General features: G+C 69.2%; 19 protein-coding genes and 4 tRNA genes. 5 read left to right on the top strand and 18 right to left on the bottom strand.

All coding sequences use genetic code 11. The annotated features are described in order from the left end of the window. The first annotated feature begins 4 nt into the window (after window positions 1-4). Window positions 5-949, top strand: coding sequence for an amino acid ABC transporter permease (locus tag QH948_RS03650; protein WP_348634941.1), 945 nt, complete (start codon window positions 5-7; stop codon window positions 947-949). A 5-nt stretch (window positions 950-954) separates the two neighbouring features. Then, the gene (locus QH948_RS03645; protein WP_281146126.1) at window positions 955-1707 is read left to right on the top strand and encodes an amino acid ABC transporter ATP-binding protein; all 753 of its coding nucleotides are present in this window, start codon (window positions 955-957) and stop codon (window positions 1705-1707) included. Window positions 1708-1714: 7 nt separating this feature from the next. Here the strand turns inward: QH948_RS03645 and QH948_RS03640 are convergent, their stop codons facing one another. Together QH948_RS03640 and QH948_RS03635 are read right to left on the bottom strand one after the other, a co-directional pair. After that, the gene (locus tag QH948_RS03640; RefSeq protein WP_281145567.1) at window positions 1715-2467 is read right to left on the bottom strand and encodes an enoyl-CoA hydratase/isomerase family protein; all 753 of its coding nucleotides are present in this window, start codon (window positions 2465-2467) and stop codon (window positions 1715-1717) included. Between the two features lie 180 nt (window positions 2468-2647). After that, window positions 2648-3268, bottom strand: a complete 621-nt coding sequence (locus QH948_RS03635) for a pyroglutamyl-peptidase I (protein WP_281145566.1) — start codon at window positions 3266-3268, stop codon at window positions 2648-2650. 167 nt (window positions 3269-3435) lie between these two features. Here QH948_RS03635 and QH948_RS03630 point away from each other — a divergent pair, with 167 nt between their 5' ends. Continuing rightward, window positions 3436-4371: a putative endonuclease domain-containing protein gene (locus QH948_RS03630; protein WP_281145565.1), complete on the top strand. Its 936-nt coding sequence runs from the start codon at window positions 3436-3438 to the stop codon at window positions 4369-4371. Between the two features lie 276 nt (window positions 4372-4647). Here QH948_RS03630 and rplA read toward each other — a convergent pair whose 3' ends face one another. From rplA to QH948_RS03595, 7 genes are all read right to left on the bottom strand, one after another. Next, window positions 4648-5346 (bottom strand): 50S ribosomal protein L1, encoded by a 699-nt coding sequence (rplA, locus tag QH948_RS03625; protein WP_281145564.1) that lies wholly within the window; start codon window positions 5344-5346, stop codon window positions 4648-4650. 88 nt (window positions 5347-5434) lie between these two features. Continuing rightward, window positions 5435-5863, bottom strand: coding sequence for a 50S ribosomal protein L11 (gene rplK / locus QH948_RS03620; RefSeq protein ID WP_219080803.1), 429 nt, complete (start codon window positions 5861-5863; stop codon window positions 5435-5437). 60 nt (window positions 5864-5923) lie between these two features. Further along, window positions 5924-6718, bottom strand: a complete 795-nt coding sequence (gene nusG / locus QH948_RS03615; protein ID WP_281145563.1) for a transcription termination/antitermination protein NusG — start codon at window positions 6716-6718, stop codon at window positions 5924-5926. 3 nt (window positions 6719-6721) lie between these two features. Continuing rightward, a complete protein-coding gene (gene secE / locus QH948_RS03610; protein WP_281145562.1) occupies window positions 6722-7171 on the bottom strand; it encodes a preprotein translocase subunit SecE in 450 nt (149 codons plus the stop codon). Between the two features lie 90 nt (window positions 7172-7261). Continuing rightward, window positions 7262-7334: transfer RNA gene (locus QH948_RS03605), tRNA-Trp, on the bottom strand. Window positions 7335-7455: 121 nt separating this feature from the next. Beyond that, a complete protein-coding gene (locus tag QH948_RS03600; protein WP_281145561.1) occupies window positions 7456-9270 on the bottom strand; it encodes an ABC transporter ATP-binding protein in 1815 nt (604 codons plus the stop codon). Next, entirely contained in the window at window positions 9267-11045 is a 1779-nt protein-coding gene (locus tag QH948_RS03595; protein WP_281145560.1) for an ABC transporter ATP-binding protein, read from the bottom strand. Before QH948_RS03595 ends, QH948_RS03600 begins: the two co-directional genes overlap by 4 nt. A 24-nt stretch (window positions 11046-11069) precedes the next feature. On the opposite strand from QH948_RS03595, the gene QH948_RS03590 reads away from it, so the two are divergent. Next, window positions 11070-12248 (top strand): M20 metallopeptidase family protein, encoded by a 1179-nt coding sequence (locus QH948_RS03590; RefSeq protein WP_281145559.1) that lies wholly within the window; start codon window positions 11070-11072, stop codon window positions 12246-12248. A gap of 12 nt (window positions 12249-12260) precedes the next feature. Here the strand turns inward: QH948_RS03590 and QH948_RS03585 are convergent, their stop codons facing one another. From QH948_RS03585 to QH948_RS03545, 9 genes are all read right to left on the bottom strand, one after another. Continuing rightward, window positions 12261-14192, bottom strand: coding sequence for a peptidoglycan-binding protein (locus QH948_RS03585; RefSeq protein ID WP_281145558.1), 1932 nt, complete (start codon window positions 14190-14192; stop codon window positions 12261-12263). Between the two features lie 103 nt (window positions 14193-14295). Beyond that, window positions 14296-15405 (bottom strand): UDP-N-acetylmuramate dehydrogenase, encoded by a 1110-nt coding sequence (locus QH948_RS03580; RefSeq protein WP_281145557.1) that lies wholly within the window; start codon window positions 15403-15405, stop codon window positions 14296-14298. Further along, window positions 15395-15802, bottom strand: a complete 408-nt coding sequence (locus QH948_RS03575) for a MaoC/PaaZ C-terminal domain-containing protein (protein ID WP_281145556.1) — start codon at window positions 15800-15802, stop codon at window positions 15395-15397. The genes QH948_RS03580 and QH948_RS03575 overlap by 11 nt, the downstream gene beginning before the upstream one ends. Further along, the gene (locus QH948_RS03570) at window positions 15795-16220 is read right to left on the bottom strand and encodes an FAS1-like dehydratase domain-containing protein (RefSeq protein ID WP_281145555.1); all 426 of its coding nucleotides are present in this window, start codon (window positions 16218-16220) and stop codon (window positions 15795-15797) included. Before QH948_RS03570 ends, QH948_RS03575 begins: the two co-directional genes overlap by 8 nt. A 101-nt stretch (window positions 16221-16321) precedes the next feature. Next, entirely contained in the window at window positions 16322-16492 is a 171-nt protein-coding gene (gene rpmG / locus QH948_RS03565; protein ID WP_219080820.1) for a 50S ribosomal protein L33, read from the bottom strand. Window positions 16493-16543: 51 nt separating this feature from the next. After that, window positions 16544-16616: transfer RNA gene (locus tag QH948_RS03560), tRNA-Met, on the bottom strand. Between the two features lie 35 nt (window positions 16617-16651). After that, a tRNA-Thr gene (locus QH948_RS03555) sits at window positions 16652-16724 on the bottom strand. A 54-nt stretch (window positions 16725-16778) separates the two neighbouring features. After that, a complete protein-coding gene (locus QH948_RS03550; RefSeq protein WP_281145554.1) occupies window positions 16779-17489 on the bottom strand; it encodes a purine-nucleoside phosphorylase in 711 nt (236 codons plus the stop codon). A gap of 60 nt (window positions 17490-17549) precedes the next feature. Continuing rightward, window positions 17550-17635 (bottom strand) — tRNA-Tyr (locus QH948_RS03545). A 147-nt stretch (window positions 17636-17782) separates the two neighbouring features. On the opposite strand from QH948_RS03545, the gene QH948_RS03540 reads away from it, so the two are divergent. After that, complete coding sequence (locus QH948_RS03540) at window positions 17783-18274, top strand: YajQ family cyclic di-GMP-binding protein (protein WP_219080824.1); 492 nt, start codon at window positions 17783-17785, stop codon at window positions 18272-18274. The last annotated feature ends 318 nt before the right edge of the window (window positions 18275-18592 follow it).

Here is an 18592-nt window from a genome sequence, read left to right as displayed (position 1 = left end):
CGAGATGTCGACCCGGCCCCCCGAACTCATCCGCGCACGGCCGGTCCCCCGGCCGAGCCTGTGGGTCGCCGCGGCCATCGTGCTGGTCCTGGTGGCCATGCTGGTGCATGGTCTGCTGACCAACGAGAACTACCGCTGGGACGTCGTCGGGCAGTACCTGTTCGACCCGCGCGTCATCAGCGGGGTCGGTTGGACGCTGATCCTCACCGTGGCCGCGATGCTGCTCGGCATCATCATGGCCGTGCTGACCGCCGTCATGCGGATGGGGACGAACCCCGTCCTGCGCGGGGTGGCCTGGGTCTACATCTGGTTCTTCCGCGGCACTCCCGTCTACACCCAGCTCGTGTTCTGGGGCCTGATCGGTGTGCTCTACCCGCGGCTCAGCCTCGGGATCCCCTTCGGGCCCGAGTTCTTCGTCTTCAACACCTACGACGTGATCAACGCGACCGTCGCCGCGATCCTCGGCCTCGGACTGAACGAGGGCGCGTACCTCTCCGAGATCGTCCGCTCCGGCCTCAACTCGGTCGACAAGGGCCAGTGGGAGGCATCCACGGCGCTCGGCATGAAGCGCTCGACGACGCTGCGGCGCATCATCATCCCGCAGGCGATGCGGGTGATCGTGCCGCCGACGGGCAACGAGACCATCTCGATGCTCAAGACCACCTCCCTGGTGCTGGCCGTGCCGTTCTCGCTCGAGCTGCAGTTCGTCACGAACGCCATCGGCAACAAGGAGTTCCTGCCGCTGCCGCTGCTCATCGTCGCCGGCATCTGGTACCTGTTCATCACGTCGATCCTGATGGTCGGCCAGGCGCGTCTCGAGGCCTACTACGGCAAGGGCTTCGACGACGAGTCGCCGTCGAAGCCCGCCAAGGGCATGTCGAAGCGTCAGCAGGCGATCCTCGCCGCGGGCACCGTCAAGGCCGACCCCAACCTGGAGGTGACCCCGTGACCGCGATGGTGGAGGTACAAGGCGTCCACAAGCTGTTCGGCGACCTGCACGTCCTCAAGGGCATCGATCTGACCGTCCAGCGCGGCGAGGTGACCGTGCTGCTCGGCCCGTCGGGGTCCGGCAAGTCGACGCTGATCCGCTGCATCAACGAGCTCGAGCAGATCAGCTCCGGCCGGCTCTTCGTCGACGGCGAGCTGATGGGTCTGCGCGAGAAGAACGGCGTGCTGCACCGCCTCTCCGACAAGGAGATCGCGCATCAGCGCTCCAAGATCGGCATGGTGTTCCAGCGGTTCAACCTGTTCCCGCACATGACGGCGCTGGAGAACGTCATCGAGGCGCAGCGCCAGGTCCTGAAGCGGTCGAAGGGCGCCGCCGAGGCCCGCGCGCGGGAGGAACTCGTGAAGGTCGGCCTGGCCGACCGCATGGACCACTACCCCGCCCAGCTGTCCGGCGGTCAGCAGCAGCGCGTCGCCATGGCCCGCGCGCTGGCGATGGACCCGCAGCTGATGCTGTTCGACGAGCCGACCTCCGCCCTCGACCCCGAGCTGGTCGGCGAGGTGCTGAACGTCATGAAGGACCTCGCGGACTCGGGCATGACCATGATCGTCGTGACGCACGAGGTCGGCTTCGCGCGCGAGGTCGCCGACCAGGTGGTGTTCATGGATGACGGCGTGATCGTCGAGCGTGGCACCGCCGCCGAGGTCATCGACAACCCGCAGCAGGACCGCACGAAGGACTTCTTCGCCAAGGTGCTCTGACCCCGCCTCAGGCCCGCCAGGTGAACTCCGGCGGCCGACGCTCCGCAAAGGCCCTGATCCCCTCCTGGAGGTCGGGGCCTTCTGCCGCCCGGCGCACCCAGGAGATTGCCCTCTCGGCCTGCAGGTCGCGCCGGACCAGCCCGGTCACGATCTCCTTCGACGCGCGCACCGTGAGCTGGCTCACCCGTGACATGGCCTCCGCCATCGCGAGCGCGTGCTCCAGCGCCTCCCCCGTCGGCGTCAGCTCGTTGACCATCCCGACGGCCAGCGCGCGCTCCGCGTCGATCCTCCGGGCCGTGAACAACAGCTCCTTCGTGACGGCCGGCCCCATCAGGTCGACCATGCGCTGCGTCGCGCTGACCGGGTAGACGATGCCCAGCCTGGCCGGCGGGACGGAGAACGTCGATTGGTCGCCCGCGACGCGGATGTCGGCGGCCAGGGCCAGCTCGCAGCCGCCGCCGTGGCAGTGTCCCTCGATCGCGGCGATGACGGGCAGCGGACAGGCGGCGATGGCCTCCTCGGCACGGATGGGCCGCTCGGCGTGGGCCTGCCCCTCGAGATCGGTGATGTCGGAGCCCGCACAGAAGGAGTCCCCTGCCCCGTGGATGACCACGGCCAGCAGTGTCGGGTCGGCGGCGATCGCCGCGAACACCTCAGGGACCGCGTCCCACATGGCCTCCGTCATCGAGTTGTGTTTGTTCGGCCGCGCCAGCGTGACGACGGCCGTCGAACCGTCGCGCCCCAGTGTCACCTCGCCCATGCCGAACATCCTCCCCCTCCCCGTCGCCCCGCGTGCGGAAACCGGCTGGTTGCCCCTCAAACCCTCAACGCCTCAGCCCCTCAGCCCCCTCATCCCCCCTCGCCCAGTTCCCCAGAGCCACCCCCGAAAATCGTGCAGTGGTCGATTCTCCCCGGTCCGCCGACGAATTCCGCCCACTGCCTACCCGGCCAGCGAGCCCAGCGCGGCGGTCAACGCACGCCCCAGGTCGTCGAAAGTGAGCTCAGCCACGACGGGGGCGGCGTCGTCGGTCTCGGCCCCCGTGACGGCGATCCCGACCTCCCGGTGCGCCGGCACATGGATGAAGTCGGCGGGCCCGTTGAAGCGGGTGAGCGACGCGCGGAACACGGCGTTGCAGACGAACCGCCCGGCGTCCTCCGACACGCGCGCCGGGATCCCGGCGTCCCGGATGGCCGTGACCAACTGGGCAGGGTCGAGCGTGGCTGTGAGCACCGCGGGGCCGTCGTCGAGCGCGCCCGCGGGCTGACGGCCGTCGTTGTCGGCGATGCGCGCGACCTGGTCGTTGACGGCGCTGAGCTCCGGCGTCACCTCGCCCCGGCCGCCGGCCTCACCGACGCAGACGACGACATCGGGCAGATGCTGACCGATGGCTGCCTCGAGGGCGTCCGGGCCACCGACGAAGGTTACGGGGAGGGTCTCGCGGATCACCTCGACGCCCCTGGCTCGCAGGTCCTCGACATCGATGCGGGCGACGGCCTCCTGGCTGGCGTTGACGCGGTCCCCGCCGAAGGGCTCGAATCCGGTCACCAGCACGCGCGTCATGCGTCCATTATCGCCGTCACCTTCCTTGCGCCCCCCCCGGCCCGGCGCCGACCCGAAAACCGTTCAGTGCCCGATTCTCCCCGGTCCGGCGACGACTTTCGCCCACCGCCTGTCCCCAGGGCCGAGGATCGTGGTGCAGTTCGGTTGAAATCGGCCATCACGGAGTCATGAAACCCACATCGCCTGTCCCTGAAACCCTCGTCGCCGCCTCCGCCGCGCAGGCCGGCGCCTTCTCGCGTCAGCAGGTCCTCGCCAGCGGCGCCACACAGACGCTGCTGGACCGACAGCTCCGGAGCGGCAACTGGATCCGGCTCGGCCAGGGTGTGTACACAGACTCCCCTCCGGTCACGTTCGAAATGCTGTGCTGGGCCGGTGTGCTGCGAGGCGGCGACGGTGCCGCGGTGGGCGGGTTGGCCGCCGGGCACCTGCTCGGGATCTGCCAGGCCCCTGTCCGCATCACGATCTGGGGAGACAGGTACCGCACCTCAGGCCCGTGGGACTTCAGGCGAGGCCCACGTCCGTGCGTCGACGAACTGCCCCGCCTCCGGACCGACGACGCCATCCTCGACGCCTGCTCCGAGGTACCCGCCGGCGAGGTCCTCGGACTACTGACGACAGCTCTGCGTCGGCGCATCACGCATCCGTGGCGCCTGAGGGAGTGCGCCCTCACCATGGCCAACCTCCGTCACAGGGCGCTGGTTCTCCAGCTGCTGCCGGAGCTCGAGGCCGGCGTCGAGAGCACTCTGGAGAGCCACTTCCTCCACCGGGTCCAGCGCGCGCACCTGCTGCCGGAGGGCGTGCGGCAGGTCAGCGTCTCCGCCGGGACGCGCAGCGACGTCCTGGACGAGGTCCATCGCGTGCTGTACGAGCTGGACGGCCGGATCGGACACGAGGGCGATGCCAAGTGGCGCGATGCCGAGCGCGACAACCGGCACGCGGTGCTGGGGCTCACGACGCTACGGTTCGGCTGGCACGACGTCGTGCTGCGGCCGTGCCAGGTGGCCCGGATGATCGGGCAGGTCCTGGCCGGCAGAGGCTGGCCGGGGGTCGCGGGTTCGGGGCTTCCCCGTCGCTGCGGCCCGCGGTGCACCGTCGCATCGTGACCGGGTGACAGGGCAGTGGGCGATAGTCGTCGCCGGACCGGGGAGAATCGACCACTGACCGGTTTTCCGGAGCCGCCCGACCAGCTGGGGTGACAGGGCAGTGGGCGAAACTCGTCGCCGGACCGGGGAGAATCGACCACTGACCGATTTTCGTGGAGGAACGCGACAGTGGGCGGCCACCTTGATCAGATGGCCGCCCACTGGCAGCTCTGGCGGGGCTCCTCGACTGCGCGAGGCTCCCCCGACGTCACGGCCGGTCGTCAGACCGGCGCGGGATCACTCGGCAGGCTTGGTGACCGTCACGTCGACGAGGACGCTCGGGCTCATGGTGCCGGAGACGGCGATCTTGCGGACGTAGCGACCCTTGGACGCGGTCGGCTTGAGACGCAGGATCTCGTCGAGGACCGAGTAGTAGTTCTCGGCCAGCTGCTCCGCCGTGAAGGAAGCCTTGCCGATGACGAACTGGAGGTTCGCGTGGCGGTCGATGCGGAACTCGATCTTGCCGCCCTTGATGTCGGTGACGGCCTTGGCGGTGTCCATGGTCACGGTGCCGGTCTTGGGGTTCGGCATCAGGCCACGGGGGCCGAGGACGCGGCCGAGGCGACCGACCTTGCCCATCATGTCGGGGGTCGCGACGACGGCGTCGAAGTCGAGGTAGCCGCCGGCCACCTTCTCGATCAACTCGTCGGCGCCGACCTCGTCAGCGCCAGCGGCGCGGGCGGCCTCCGCCTTGTCACCGGCGGCGAAGACGAGGACCCGAGCCGTCTTGCCAGTGCCGTGGGGGAGGTTGACCGTGCCGCGGACCATCTGGTCGGCCTTACGGGGGTCGACGCCCAGTCGGACGGCGACATCGATGGTCTCGTCGAACTTGGCGGTCGCCATCTGCTTGATGAGGCTCATGGCCTCTTCGGGGCTGTAGGACTGGGCGGCGTCACGCTTAGCGGCGGCCGCGTTGTATGCCTTGCTGTGCTTCATGCTGGTTCCTAACTCTGACCGGGAACGGGCCCGGTGCACCAGTTGTGGTGTGGGGAGCACTCCCCTGCCACGGATGTTGGGGGGATGATCAGTCGGTGGTGACGCCCATGGAGCGGGCGGTTCCCTCGATGATCTTCATGGCTGCCTCGACGTCATTGGCGTTGAGGTCGGGGAGCTTGGTCGTGGCGATCTCGCGCACCTGGTCCTTGGTCAGCTTGCCGACCTTGGTGGTGAGCGGGTTGGCCGCACCGGAGGCGATGCCAGCGGCCTTCTTGATGAGCTCCGCCGCCGGCGGGGTCTTCGTGATGAAGGTGAACGTGCGGTCCTCGTAGATGGTGATCTCGACGGGGATGACGTTGCCGCGCTGGGATTCGGTCTGGGCGTTGTACGCCTTGACGAACTCCATGATGTTGACGCCGTGCGGGCCGAGGGCGGTACCGACGGGCGGGGCAGGAGTGGCTGCGCCAGCCTGGAGCGCGACCTTGACGAGAGCCGCGACCTTCTTCTTGGGAGGCATGGATGGGTCCTTTACCTGAATGGATGGATGAGCCCGGTTGCCCGGGCGCGACGCACTATCTTAGACGACCTTCTCGACCTGCTTGAATTCCAGGTCGACGGGGGTCTCCCGGCCGAGGATCTCGACGAGAGCCCTGAGCCGCTGAGAGTTGGCGTTGATCTCGGTGATCGTCGCGTGCACCCCTGCGAAGGGGCCGTCGACGACCATGACGGAGTCGCCGACGGTGAAGTCGACAACCTCGACCTTCCTCTTCCGCGTCGCCTGGGTGGTCGCCTGGGCGGCGTTCACCTTCGCGACGACGGAGGGGGTAAGCATGTGGACGACCTCGTCGATGGACAGCGGCACGGGGTCCTGGCCGTTGCCGACGAAGCCGGTGACGGACGGGGTCTGGCGGACGACGCTCCACGATTCGTTCGTCAGGTCCATCCGGATGAGGACGTAGCCGGGCAGCACGCAGCGGGTGACCGTCTTGCGCGTGTTGTTGCGGATCTCGACGACCTCTTCGGTGGGGACCACGGTCTCGAAGATGTAGTCCTCCATGTTGAGGGTCTGGGCGCGGGAGTCGACGTTCTGCTTGACGCGGTTCTCCATGCCCGAGTACGTGTGGATGACGTACCACTCGCCGAACTTGGCCTCCAGCTCGGTGCGCAGCTCCTCGAGTGCGGCGGCGACGGCGTCGTCCTGGTCGGCTGCCTCGGCCGCCTCCTCGGCGTCGACGTCCTCGGCCAGCTCGACGGGGGCTTCCTCGTCCTGGGTGTCGGGCGCGGTGAGCGCGCCCAGGTCGATCTCGAAGTCCTCGGCGGGCGTCTCGTCGACGCTGCCGAGGTCGATCTCGAAGTCGTTGTTGTCAGTCATGGATCAGCTCCCAAACACCTTCAGTAGCGACCAGCCGAAGGCGAGGTCCAGCACGCCGACGATCGCGATCATGATCAGCACGAACACCAGCACGGCGCCGAACATCGTCAGCGTCTGCGGCCACGTGGGCCACACGACGCGCTTCAACTCGCCGGCGCTCTGGCGGGCGAAATGCGCGGGGTTCTTGGCCTTGTACGGGTCCTCGTCGTCCTTGGCGTCCTCACGCTTGGGCGTGGGACGGTCCTTCTTGCGGACCGGGGCCTTAGCCGTCTTGCGGACGATCACGGAGGTCTCGGCCCCCCGTTCGTCGTCCCCTGCGAGCTCCTCGGGTGCGTCGATCCCGTCCGTCGCGACCTCGTCGGCCTCCTCAGCGGATTCCTCGACGGCAGCGTCCGGCTCGCCGGTTTCCGCGACCTCTTCGCGGTCCAGCTCGTCGCGCGACTTCTCGCTCACGCTGCATCCCTTCGCTCGACAAACAAAATGCCCCTGACCCCGCGGGGTCAAAAGGCGCATGTGGGGCGGCCGGACTACCCGGCCACCTCGCAGGGCAGGAGGGACTCGAACCCCCAACCTGCGGTTTTGGAGACCGCTGCTCTGCCAGTTGAGCTACTACCCTTCGCCGACGCTTTCCGGGCCCCTCTCGACGCTCTCGCGAGCGCACACCAGCGGGGACAGACCGTGTCGGACCTGTTCCACTATAGGCGCTATCGCCCGCCGAGTCGAACTGAGGGTCCAGGTCAGGCCAGGGACGAGACCCAGGCCCGATGCAGCGAGGCGAACTCGCCGTCGCCGGCTACCAGGTCGGCCGGGCTCCCGTCCTCCACGACGGTGCCGTGCTGGAGGACGACGACGCGGTCGGCGATCTCGACGGTCGAGAGCCGGTGGGCGATGATGATCGCCGTCCGGTCGGCCAGGATCGTCGACAGTGCAGCCTGCACGAGCCGCTCGGTGGGGATGTCCAGGGAGCTGGTCGCCTCGTCGAGGATCAGCACGCGCGGGTTGGCCAGGATGACGCGGGCGAAGGCGATCAGCTGCCGCTGCCCCGCCGACAGCCGCGAGCCGCGCTTGCCCGTGTCTGTGTCGTAGCCGTCGCGCATCGCCTCGATGAACGTATGGGCACCGACGACGCGGGCCGCGTCCTCGATCTCGTCGCGGCTCGCATCCGGTCTCCCGAACGCGATGTTGTCGGCGATGGTGCCGGCGAAGATGAAGTTCTCCTGCGTGACCAGCGTGACGTTGCGGCGCAGCGTCGCGTCGTCGAGGGTGCGCAGATCGTGCCCGTCCAGAAGCACGGCCCCCGCCTGCGGGTCGTAGAACCGGGCGACGAGCTTCGCGATCGTCGTCTTCCCCGCGCCCGTGGTGCCGACCAGGGCGAGCGACTGCCCGGCCGGGATGTCGAGGTCGAGGCCCGGCAGCACCGTCACGTCGTCGAGGTACCCGAAACGGACGTCGTCGAGCGTCACGCGGCCCCCGACGCGCCCCGGGTCGACGGGGTCCACCGGGTCCGCGACGTGCGCGGGCTCGGCCAGCACGCCGGCGATCTTCTCCAGGCCGGTGAGCGCGGACTGCAGCGTGGAGATGAACTGGCTCAGATCCTGCATGGGGTCGAAGAACATGCGGACGTAGAGCACGAACGCCGCCATGGTGCCGACGCTGACGTCGCCGCCGATCACGAGCCACCCGCCGCCGAGCACCACGAGCACGATGCCGAGGTTGCCCACGAACTGGATGCCCGGCATGGCCCTGGCGAAGACCCGGAAGGCGCGCACATTGGCGTCGCGGTAGTCGACCGCCACGGCGTCGTAGATCTGCGCGGAGCGCGCCTCCCGGCGGAAGGCCTGGACGGCCTTGATGCCGGTCATGGTCTCGATGAACTGCACGATGACCAGCGCGGACCTCGTACGCACCGACCTGAAGGCACTGGTGGAAGCCCGCGCGAACCAGCGCATCAGCAGGGCCAGCGGAGGGTAGGAGGCGAACGCGAACAGCGCGAGCCTCCAGTCGAGCCAGATCATGATGGCGCTGGCGCCCACGATGGTCAGGACGGCGATGACGACGGTGTCGAGGCCCTCCATGACGAGCTCCTGCACCGACTCCACGTCGCTCGTGATGCGTGAGACGGCCCGACCCGAGGTGTACCGGTCGTGGAAGGCGATGTCCTGGCGCTGGAACTGCGCGAACAGGCGCCGCCGGAGCTCCAGGAGGATCTCGTTGCCCACCCGGCCAGAGCGGCGGAGGAACGTCACGCGCGTCACGGTCTGCACGACGATCGCGGCCGCCATGAGCGCGAGCGGCCCCCACAGCTCCCGCCCGCCACCGGTCAGCCCGTGGTCCAGCACGCGGCCGACGAGCACGGGGATCAGGAGCTGAGCCCCGGCCTGCAGGATGACCACGAGCGTGAGGACGGCGATCGCGCCGCGCCACGGGCGCAGGAGCTCCCTCAGCAGGCGCCTCGACGGGCCGCGCAGGCCGCCAGCGGCGTCGCGCTCGGGCTGGCTCACGTCCTTCACGCCGCGCCACTGGTCGGGGGACATCGCGTCGGGGGCGGTCATGACTCGTCACCTCCGAGCGCGATCGAGTAGTCGGCGCTCAGCAGCTCCCGGTACTCCGGCACGTCCCTGAGCAGGTCGGCGTGGGTGCCGACGTGGGCGATGCGGCCGCCGACGAGCATGGCGACGCGGTCCGCCAGCAGCACCGTCGACGCTCGGTGCGCGACGACCAGCCCCGTGACGCCGACCAGCGTCGACCTGAGCGCCTCCTCCACCTCGGCCTCGGTGTGGATGTCGAGGGCGCTGAGGGTGTCGTCGAGCACCAGGATCCGGGGCGAGACGAGGATGGCGCGGGCCAGGGCGAGACGCTGCCGCTGGCCGCCCGACAGACTCAGCCCCTGCTCCCCCAGCCGGGTCTCCAGCCCCCAGGGGAGGTCGTGGACGAACCCGGCGTGGGCCACGCGGATCGCGTCGGCGATGTCCTCCTCGCTCGCGTCCGGCCGGCCGAGGGTGAGGTTCTCGCGTGCCGACATGGAGAACAGGATCGGGTCCTCGAAGGCCGTGCCGACCAGGCTGCGGAGCTGGGCGAGGTCGAGGTCCCGGACGTCGACGCCGTCGACCAGGACCTGCCCGGCGGTGACGTCGACCAGGCGCGGGATCAGGGAGACGAGCGTCGACTTCCCGGACCCGGTGCCGCCGACCAGGGCCACGGTCTCCCCCGGCTCGATCACCAGGTTGAGCTCGTCCAGCGTGGGCTCGTCGGCGTCCGGGAACGTGAAGCTGACGCCGCGCAGCTCGAGCCTGCCGCGTGCCTCGGCGAGCTTCTCCTGGCCGGAGACGATCGTCAGCGGCGCGTCGAACACCTCGACGATGCGGTCGGCCGCGGTGGCCGCCTCGCGCGCGAAGGACAGCAGGAACCCGAGGCTCGCGATCGGCCAGGACAGCGACAGGAGCAGGGTCACGAAGGTGACGGCGGCGCCGAGGCTCAGGGCGCCGCCGGCCACGCCGAAGCTCACGCCGATCAGGACGACGAGCAGGAGCACGGACGGGAACACCTCCATCAGAGTCCACGCCACGGCCGCGAGGTCCATGCGCGCGACCCCGGCGTCGCGCAGGGCCATGGCCCGCCTGTCGAAGGAGCGGCCGGCGTAACGGGCGCGGCCGAAGGAACGGATGACCCTGACGCCGTGCAGCGACTCCTCCGCGGAGGAGGCTACGTCGCCGGTCAGATCCTGCAGACGACGCGACACGACGCCGAAGCGCGACATCAGCTGGTACGCGGCGACCACGACCGGAACGACGAGCACCAGCACGGCCAGCCCGACGTGCCACAGCGTGGCGAGCATGATGCCGACGACCACGACGATCTGGACGCTGCTCATCAGCAGCACCACCAGGCCGAAGGACAGGAAGCGTCGGATGACGCCGAGGTCGCTCATGGACCTGGACAGCAGCTGGCCGGACTCCCAGGCCTTGTGGAATCCGAGTGGCAGGCGCTGCAGGCGGTCGAAGAGGTCGACGCGGATGTCCGCCTCGAGATGTGACGTGGCCCGCACCATCACCCAGCGGCGCAGGAACGAGCAGAACGCCTCGGCGGCCCCGAGCCCCAGCAGCGCCAGCGCGAACCAGAGCAGGCCGGGGAGATCGCCGCGGCTCATCGGGCCGTCGACCGCCGCGCCGAGCAGCAGCGGGATGCCGATGGTCGCGAGCACCTGGACGGGCGCGAGCGCGAAGGAGACCGCGAACTGCCACCCGTAGGGGCGCGCGTAGGGAAGCAGCCGCCAGAACGCCGGCGGCCCGGGCGGCGAGACGCGGGACGTCGGTTCGGGGCGGGGCATCCTGCCACCCTATAGGCTCCGGGCATGAGCGAGTCGCTGCTGAAGGACCTGGTCGCCGGCATCGAGAAGGCGCTTCCGGAGGCTGCCGAGCTGCGGCGCGCCATCCACGCCGACCCGCAGCTGAGCGGCGAGGAGGAGCCGACCCGCGACCTGTTCATGGCCGCCACTGCCTGGCTCGACTGGTCCCCCGTCGCCCACACGGGCGCGTGGGCCAGGACCGGCCCGGCCGGCGCCGCCGTCGGGCTGCGGGCCGAGATGGATGCCCTGCCGGTGCTCGAGGCCACCACCGTCGAGTGGCGCTCGCAGCGGCACGGGATCATGCACGCCTGCGGCCACGACATCCACCTGGCCGCCCTCTGGGCCCTCCTGACGGCGGCCCGCGACCTTGAGCTGCCGCACGCCATGCTGCCCGTCCTGCAGCCCCGCGAAGAGGCGACCACGCCCGGCGCGACCGACGTCGTGGCGTCGGGCCTGCTGGGTGAACAGGAGGTGGAGGCCATGCTCGGCGTCCACGTCCAGCCGCAGGTGACCCCTGGTGTGGTGTCGACCGGCGCCGGGGCGGTCAACGCCGCCTTCGACGCTTTCGAGATCGTCGTGCGCGGGCAGTCGGGGCACGGCGCCTACCCACACCTGGCCGTCGACCCCATCACCACGCTCGCCGCCATCATCGACGCCCTGTCGTCGCTGCCGTCGCGGATCATCAACCCGATCCACCCGTGTGTCGTGTCCTTCGGGGAAATCTCCGCCGGGACCGCGCCGAACGTCATCCCCGGGGAGGCGAGGGCGAGGGGATCGATCCGCAGCTTCCACGACGCCGACCGGCTGCAGCTGCAGCAGGCGATCGTGCTGGCCGCCGAATCGATCGCCGCCAGCCGTGGGGCCGTGGCCACCGCGCGGATCATGGACGGCGGCCCCGCGCTGGTCAACGACCCGTCGCTCGTGCACCGGGTCGATCCGCAGCTGGTGCGGGCCGGGATCACGGTGGCAGAGACCCCGTTCCGATCCTGCGGCTCCGACGACTTCGCCGAGTACGGGCCCGAGACGGCGTCGCTGATGTGCTTCGTGGGCACCGGCCGCATCTCCGGCGCCGGCCTGCACCAGGGGGCCTACCTGCCCGGGCGCGAGACGCTGCGTCTCGCGGCCCGGACCTACGCGGCGGGCTTCGTCGGGGCCTGTGCGCTCATCGACGCACAGGACTCCTGACCTCCCTGGGACTCAGCCGAGCAGCTTCTTCCACATGGTGGGGCCGACGGTGCCGCTGGCCGAGAGCTTCTTCGCGCTCTGGTACTTCTTCACGGCGGTGATGGTGGCGGTGTCGAACCTCCCCGTCGCCGAGATGCTGTAGCCGGCGTAGCGCAGCTCGTACTGCAGGGCCTTGACCGCCCCGGAGTTGGTGCTGCCCTTCTTGAGGGTCGGCGCCAGCTTGGTCCAGGTGTTCGTGTCGACGATGCCGGTCTGGCTGAGCTTCTTCTCCTTCTGGTACTTCTTCACCGCGCTCTGCGTGCTCGCCCCGAAGACCCCGTCGACGGTGAGCTTGGCCCCGCCGCGGGCGTTGAGGAGGCGCTGCAGCGTGCGGACGTCGTTGCCCCGGTCCCCGCGCTGGAGCTCGGGGAACACGGAGACCGAGGAGTTGGTCGCCAGCAGCGCCGCCCAGGTGCGGGGGCCGGTGCCGCCGGTGGTCGAGATCTTCTTGACCTTCTGGTAGCTCTTCATGGCGTTGACGGTCGTGGTGTCGAACTTGCCGTTGATGGTCGTCAGGAAGCCGGAGTACCGCAGCTCGTACTGCAGGATCTTGACCTGGGTGCCGGTGGCGCCCTTCTTGAGGGCCGGCAGCAGCGCCTTCCAGGTGGCGTTGTTCATCGTCCCGGTCTGCGAGATCCCCTTGGCCTTCTGGAACTTCTTCACGCCCGCGACGGTCGTGGTGCCGTAGAGGCCGTCGACAGTGATCTTCGTCCCGGCCCGGGCGTTGAGGAGGCGCTGGAGGGTCTTGACGGTCGACCCGCTGTCGCCCTCCTTGAGGCTCTTGTAGCTCACCGGCGTGGTGCTGGGGGGCGAGACGGTCGTGTTGGTGGGCGGGGACGTCAGCTGCGTGGTCGTCTTGAGGAGCTGCGCCCACGTCTTGGTACCGACGACACCGTCGACGGTCAGACCCTTGGCCTGCTGGTAGGTCTGGACCACAGCCAGGGTCGTGGCGTCGAACTTCTTGTTGGCCGTCAGCGTGTAGCCCTCATACCTCAGCTCGTACTGCATGATCTCGACCAGTCGGCCGCTGTTGCCGCTCCTGACCGTGCCGACGAGCGCCGCCCAGGTCTGGTCCCCGGCCTTCCCGTCGACGGTGAGGTGGTTGATGGCCTGGAACTGCCTGACCGCGTTCTGTGTAGCGGTGCCGAAGCCCCCGTCGATCGTCAGGCTCGTGCCGGTGCGCAGGTTGATCAGCCGCTGCAGCGTCTTGACCGTCGGGCCGCTGGCCCCGATCGCGATGGTCGGGTAGGTCTTGCTGGTCTGCGCGGTCTTCCAGGGGTAGCCGGCCTTACCGCCGTTCACGTTGTACTGGTACAGGTTGTACGACGCCATGATGTTGATCACCTTGGTGGCGTAGTTCGGGTCCGTCGCGTAGCCGCCCTTGCGGATCTCCGTGACGAACTGGTCCGGGTACTTGGTGTAGCTGAAGGCCGCCGAGTAGCGCGACGCCGACGTCAGGAGCCGACCGTAGTCGAGCATGGAGTTGGTCCAGCTGGAGTACGTGCGGAACTTGGAGACGGTGTAGTACTCCTTGCCGCCCGAGGTGTACTCGTTGACTTTCATCGGCACGCAGCCGGTCTGGTACGGCGACGCGATGGTGCCGCACTTGATGTTGAACAGCGTGTTGACGGTGTACTTCTTGCCGTCGGCGGTCTTCGTGGCAGGCACGGTCGTGGCCATGGTCGAGCGCCCCCAGCCCGACTCCAGGGCCGCCATGCCGATGGTCACCGAGGCCGGGATGCCCGTGTTCCTCTCGTTGGTCTGGGCCCCCTTGACCAGCTTCGCGATGAAGTCGGTCTGCGTCGAGGCATCCGCCTCCTCCGGCACCGAGATGTTCGGCAGGGCGACGATGGCACCGGCCACGAGGGCGGTGGCCAGCAAGATCTTCAGCGGGCGGAAGCGCATGGGGGGTCCTCCAGGATCGACAATGCTCCTCGCGGAGGCTAACCAGCGTCAGGTGGCACCTGCCAGTTTCCGGCCTCGACCTCTCAACCGGTACTTGAGGTTGTCACAGGGAGGTGCCCACAAGGTTCACCTCAGGGTCGAGGTTCACCCCGAACCGCTCCGCCACGCCGTCGCGCACCTCGCGGGCCAGCTCGACGAGATCCTCCGCGGAGGCACCCCCGCGGTTGGTGAGGGCGAGCACGTGCTTGGTCGACAGCCCGGCCGCCCCAGCGCCGAAGCCCTTGCCGAAGCCCGCGTGCTGGATCAGCCAGGCCGCGCTCGACTTCACCAGGCCGTCGCCGGCCGGGAACCGGGGCGCGTCGGTCGGGAGGCTGCCGGCCTCCTCCTCCGTCAGGATCGGGTTCGTGAAGAAGCTGCCGGCGCTCCAGGTGTCGTGGTCGGCGGCGTCGAGGACCATGCCCTTGCCTCGACGCAGGCCGAGGACGGCCTCGCGGACCGCCGCGCCCTTGACGCGGGTGCCCACCTCCACGCCGAGCGTGCGCGCGAGCTCAGCGTAGGCGACGGGCGCGTCGAGGTCGCCGAGGGGGAACTGGTAGCCGACCTCGAGGACGAGGTAGCGGCCGGGGTTCTGCTTGAACCGGGACGTCCGGTAGGCGAAGCCGCAGTCGACGAGCGGGAAGGTGCGCTGCGTGCGGTCCTGGCGGTCCCAGGTCCGCACGGAGGTGACGACCTGCGCGACCTCCGAGCCGTAGGCGCCGACGTTCTGGATCGGCGTCGCGCCGACGCTGCCGGGGATGCCGGACAGCGCGGCGATACCGCTCCACTCCTGGCGGATGGACTCGGCGACGAAGTCGTCCCAGTTCTCGCCGGCGGCGACCTTGACCGCGGCGCCTCCGCAGTAGGACACGTCGGCGGAGATGCCGCGGGTGGCGACGACGACGACCGTGCCGCGGAAGCCCTCGTCGGCCACGAGCAGGTTCGATCCCCCGCCGACGACCAGCACCGGCTCACCACGGAGGTCGCAGTCGCCGACCGCGGCGATGAGTTCGGCCTCGGTGCGGGCGACGACCAGCCGGTCGGCGGGGCCCCCCACCCTCAGTGTCGTGTGGTCGGCGAGCAGGAGCGAGTCGCTGACGGGCGCCCCGGCGCCGGGCAGCGAGAGCCGCTCGACGGCGCAGGCCGTGTCGTCGGCGGCGAAGGGCTCAATCAACACGCACCTCCGCGCGGGCCGCGCCGAGCACGGCCTCGTCACCGCAGGTGGCGGTGATGGCGACCTTCGCGACGCCGTCGGCGAGGTCGGTGACCGAGGCGGTGTAGACGATGTCGGTGCCCTCGTCGGTGTCGGGAACGACGACGGGGCGCGTGAAACGGACCTGGTAGCTCAGGACCCTGGCGGGGTCGCCGATCCAGTCGGTGACGATCCTCAGCCCCGCGCCCATCGTGAACATGCCGTGGGCCAGCACCCCGGGCAGGCCGAGGGCGAGCGCGTGGCGCTCGGAGAAGTGGATCTCGTTGAAGTCCGTCGACGCACCGGAATAGCGCACAACCGTCGAGCGGGTGACGTTGATGCGCAGCTCGGGCAGCGCGTCGCCGATGGCGATGTCAGGCATGGGCGGTCTCCCGGGTGTGCATGAGGGTGGAGCGGGCCTCGCAGGCCGTTGCGCCGTCGACCACGAGGTCGACGAGGATCGTGACGATGTCGAGCGGGCCGCGGTTTCGGACCTTCTCGATCGTGAGCTTCGCGACGACGTCGTCGCCGGCGGCCAGGGGCCGGTGGAACACGAAGGACTGGTCGGCGTGCACCGTGCGGTTGAGGGCCAGGCCGAGGTCCGGGTCGCCGAACAGCGCCTCCCAGGCGTGCGCGGCGATGACCGCGGCGAACGTCGGCGGGGCGATGGGACTGTCGGCGAAGTAGGCGGGGTTGTCGTCGCCAAGGGCTCGGGCGAACTCCGCGATCTTGGCGCGGCTGACCTCGTAGACGGGGGCGTCGGGGTAGGTGCGGCCCACGTGCTCGGCTGTGATCGGCATGGGTGCCAGCCTAATGCGGCCGGCAGGTTCGCCCAACGCCGACGCCGTCGGACATGCGAAACGGCCGCCCCACAGGGACGGCCGTTTCCGGAAGACTGCGATCAGCGGGTCTCGCGGTGCACCTGGTGCTGGCGGCAGCGCGGGCAGAACTTGCTGAGCTCGAGACGATCGGGATCGTTGCGGCGGTTCTTCTTGGTGATGTAGTTGCGCTCCTTGCACTCAGTGCAGGCAAGCGTGATCTTGGGACGAATGTCCCCGCCCTTCTTGGCCATTTCACATTCCTTCGCTATGCGTCGCGCTGAGCGCTCGGTTGACACTGACGGTGACGAGGGCGGGACTTGAACCCGCGACACAGCGATTATGAGCCGCTTGCTCTACCGACTGAGCTACCCCGTCGACGTTCCTTCCCGACCGAGATCGGGCTGGAACAGAGCCCCCATGCGGAATCGAACCGCAGACCTTCTCCTTACCATGGAGACGCTCTGCCTACTGAGCTATAGGGGCCAGCCGACGCACAAACTTACACGAGTTTGCGCGGCGGTCCAAATCGGGGCCCTGCTACGCCTTCAGGCCGGCGATCGCGGCCTCAAGGGCTGTCTGGAACAGGGTCTCGCGATCCTCGGCGCTCAGGTCCCCGGACCCGTCCCCCAGGTGGTCGGACACGGTCATGACCGCCAGCGCCTCTCCCCCGTTGGCCGCGGCGCAGGCGTACAGGCCAGCGGCCTCCATCTCGACGCCAAGGGTGCCGAGCCTGTCGAGAGCGGGCACGATGTCCATGCGGGAACTGTAGAAGAAGTCGCTGGTGAAGACCGGCCCGATGTGGACGCTCGACCCGCCGGCCCGCGCCTGGTCGACGGCGCCGCGCAGCATGTCGAAGCTCGGGGCCAGGGACAGGGTCACGCCCGGCAGGTCGATGGTCGCGACCGCGGAGTTCGTGTGCGCGGCCGACGCGATGATGACGTCGGACACCTTCACCGTCGACGAGATGCCACCGCAAGTGCCGACGCGGCAGATCCGCCGCACGCCGTACTGCGTGAAGAGCTCTGTGGCGTAGATCGACAGCGAGGGAACACCCATGCCGGAAGCCATGGCGGTCATGGGTACGCCGTCGACGGTGCCGGTCCAGGCGCCGATGCCCCGGACGTCGGAGACGAGGCGGGCGTCGTCCATGCGCGTCCTGGCGATGCGCTCGGCACGCTTCGGGTCGCCGGGCATGATGACGAGCGGTGCGATGTCGCCGGGCTCGCAGGAGATGTGCGGGGTGGCCATCGTTGGCCCCTTTCCTCGGACGGAAATGACTCAGGCCCCGAATCCATCCGATCCGGGGCCTGGTGGCAGGTGTTGGATTTGAACCAACGTAGGACTACGCCGACGGTTTTACAGACCGCTCCCTTTGGCCACTCGGGCAACCTGCCAAGCCAGGATTCCCCGGCGACGCACAACCTTAGCAGGGCTTCCGCAGGGGCTGCAAAGCGGGCGCGTCGAGCGCCGTCCTCGTCGCCGCGGAGGTCGCCCACCCCTGGCAGAATGGGCCCCGACGCACGATCCCGGGAGGATGAACCATGGCTTCTGACAGCTCTTTCGACGTGGTGAGCAAGGTCGACCGACAGGAGGTCGACAACGCGCTCGGCCAGGCCGCGCGCGAGGTTGGCCAGCGCTTCGACTTCAAGAACACCGACGCGAGGATCGCCTGGTCGGGCGAGGCCATCGAGATGCAGGCCGTCTCTGAGGAGCGCGTCAAGGCCGTCCTGGACGTCTTCCAGACGAAACTGATCCGCCGCGGGGTCTCGCTCAAGGCTCTGGACGCCGGCGACCCGCGCCAGTCCGGCAAGCTGTGGAAGATCACGGCGACCACCAAGCAGGGCATCAAGACCGAGGACGCGAAGAAGATCTCGAAGCTGATCCGCGACGAGGGCCCTAAGGGCGTGAAGGCGCAGATCCAGGGCGAAGAGCTGCGCGTCTCCTCCAAGAGCCGCGATGACCTGCAGGCCGTCCAGAAGCTGATCACGGAGCAGGACTACGACTTCGCCGTCCAGTTCGTCAACTACCGCTGACGCACCCCGCACATCGGCCCTGACGGGTACATCGTCGAGTCCAGCCGCCTGACAAGGACAGCCGTCCGTCGCAGACGCCAACGAAAGTCACCGACGCCAACGCTATTCGCGCGAATACCGTTGGCGTCTGTGCATATCGTTGGCGTGTGGGTTCTCTCGCTGGCGCCGGCGGTGATGGGGCGGGGCCAGCGCGACCCCCCGGTCAGAGCTGACCGCAGCGCGTAACGAGGGCCGCATCTGACTGCCGAAGAAGGCCGAGGTCACCGCCGACCTCCAGCTCCAGAGCAGACCGAAGCCCCTGCCCCGGCCCACTGAGCC

This window comes from Tessaracoccus lacteus, from assembly GCF_029917005.1.
Lineage (GTDB): Bacteria > Actinomycetota > Actinomycetes > Propionibacteriales > Propionibacteriaceae > Arachnia > Arachnia lactea.
The sequence above is the reverse complement of the archived record's forward strand: the minus strand, read 5'-3'. Positions and strand labels throughout refer to the sequence as shown.

Coding starts and splice junctions, on each gene's coding strand:
- QH948_RS03635 (WP_281145566.1), bottom strand. CDS start 3,268: ATGACGCGCGTGCTGGTGACCGGATTCGAGCCCTTCGGCGGGGACCGC.
- QH948_RS03600 (WP_281145561.1), bottom strand. CDS start 9,270: ATGACCGCCCCCGACGCGATGTCCCCCGACCAGTGGCGCGGCGTGAAG.
- QH948_RS03650 (WP_348634941.1), top strand. CDS start 5: ATGTCGACCCGGCCCCCCGAACTCATCCGCGCACGGCCGGTCCCCCGG.
- rplA (WP_281145564.1), bottom strand. CDS start 5,346: ATGAAGCACAGCAAGGCATACAACGCGGCCGCCGCTAAGCGTGACGCC.
- QH948_RS03540 (WP_219080824.1), top strand. CDS start 17,783: ATGGCTTCTGACAGCTCTTTCGACGTGGTGAGCAAGGTCGACCGACAG.
- rpmG (WP_219080820.1), bottom strand. CDS start 16,492: ATGGCCAAGAAGGGCGGGGACATTCGTCCCAAGATCACGCTTGCCTGC.
- rplK (WP_219080803.1), bottom strand. CDS start 5,863: ATGCCTCCCAAGAAGAAGGTCGCGGCTCTCGTCAAGGTCGCGCTCCAG.
- QH948_RS03590 (WP_281145559.1), top strand. CDS start 11,070: ATGAGCGAGTCGCTGCTGAAGGACCTGGTCGCCGGCATCGAGAAGGCG.
- QH948_RS03630 (WP_281145565.1), top strand. CDS start 3,436: ATGAAACCCACATCGCCTGTCCCTGAAACCCTCGTCGCCGCCTCCGCC.
- QH948_RS03595 (WP_281145560.1), bottom strand. CDS start 11,045: ATGCCCCGCCCCGAACCGACGTCCCGCGTCTCGCCGCCCGGGCCGCCG.
- QH948_RS03570 (WP_281145555.1), bottom strand. CDS start 16,220: ATGCCGATCACAGCCGAGCACGTGGGCCGCACCTACCCCGACGCCCCC.
- QH948_RS03585 (WP_281145558.1), bottom strand. CDS start 14,192: ATGCGCTTCCGCCCGCTGAAGATCTTGCTGGCCACCGCCCTCGTGGCC.
- QH948_RS03645 (WP_281146126.1), top strand. CDS start 955: ATGGTGGAGGTACAAGGCGTCCACAAGCTGTTCGGCGACCTGCACGTC.
- QH948_RS03640 (WP_281145567.1), bottom strand. CDS start 2,467: ATGGGCGAGGTGACACTGGGGCGCGACGGTTCGACGGCCGTCGTCACG.
- QH948_RS03550 (WP_281145554.1), bottom strand. CDS start 17,489: ATGGCCACCCCGCACATCTCCTGCGAGCCCGGCGACATCGCACCGCTC.
- QH948_RS03575 (WP_281145556.1), bottom strand. CDS start 15,802: ATGCCTGACATCGCCATCGGCGACGCGCTGCCCGAGCTGCGCATCAAC.
- nusG (WP_281145563.1), bottom strand. CDS start 6,718: ATGACTGACAACAACGACTTCGAGATCGACCTCGGCAGCGTCGACGAG.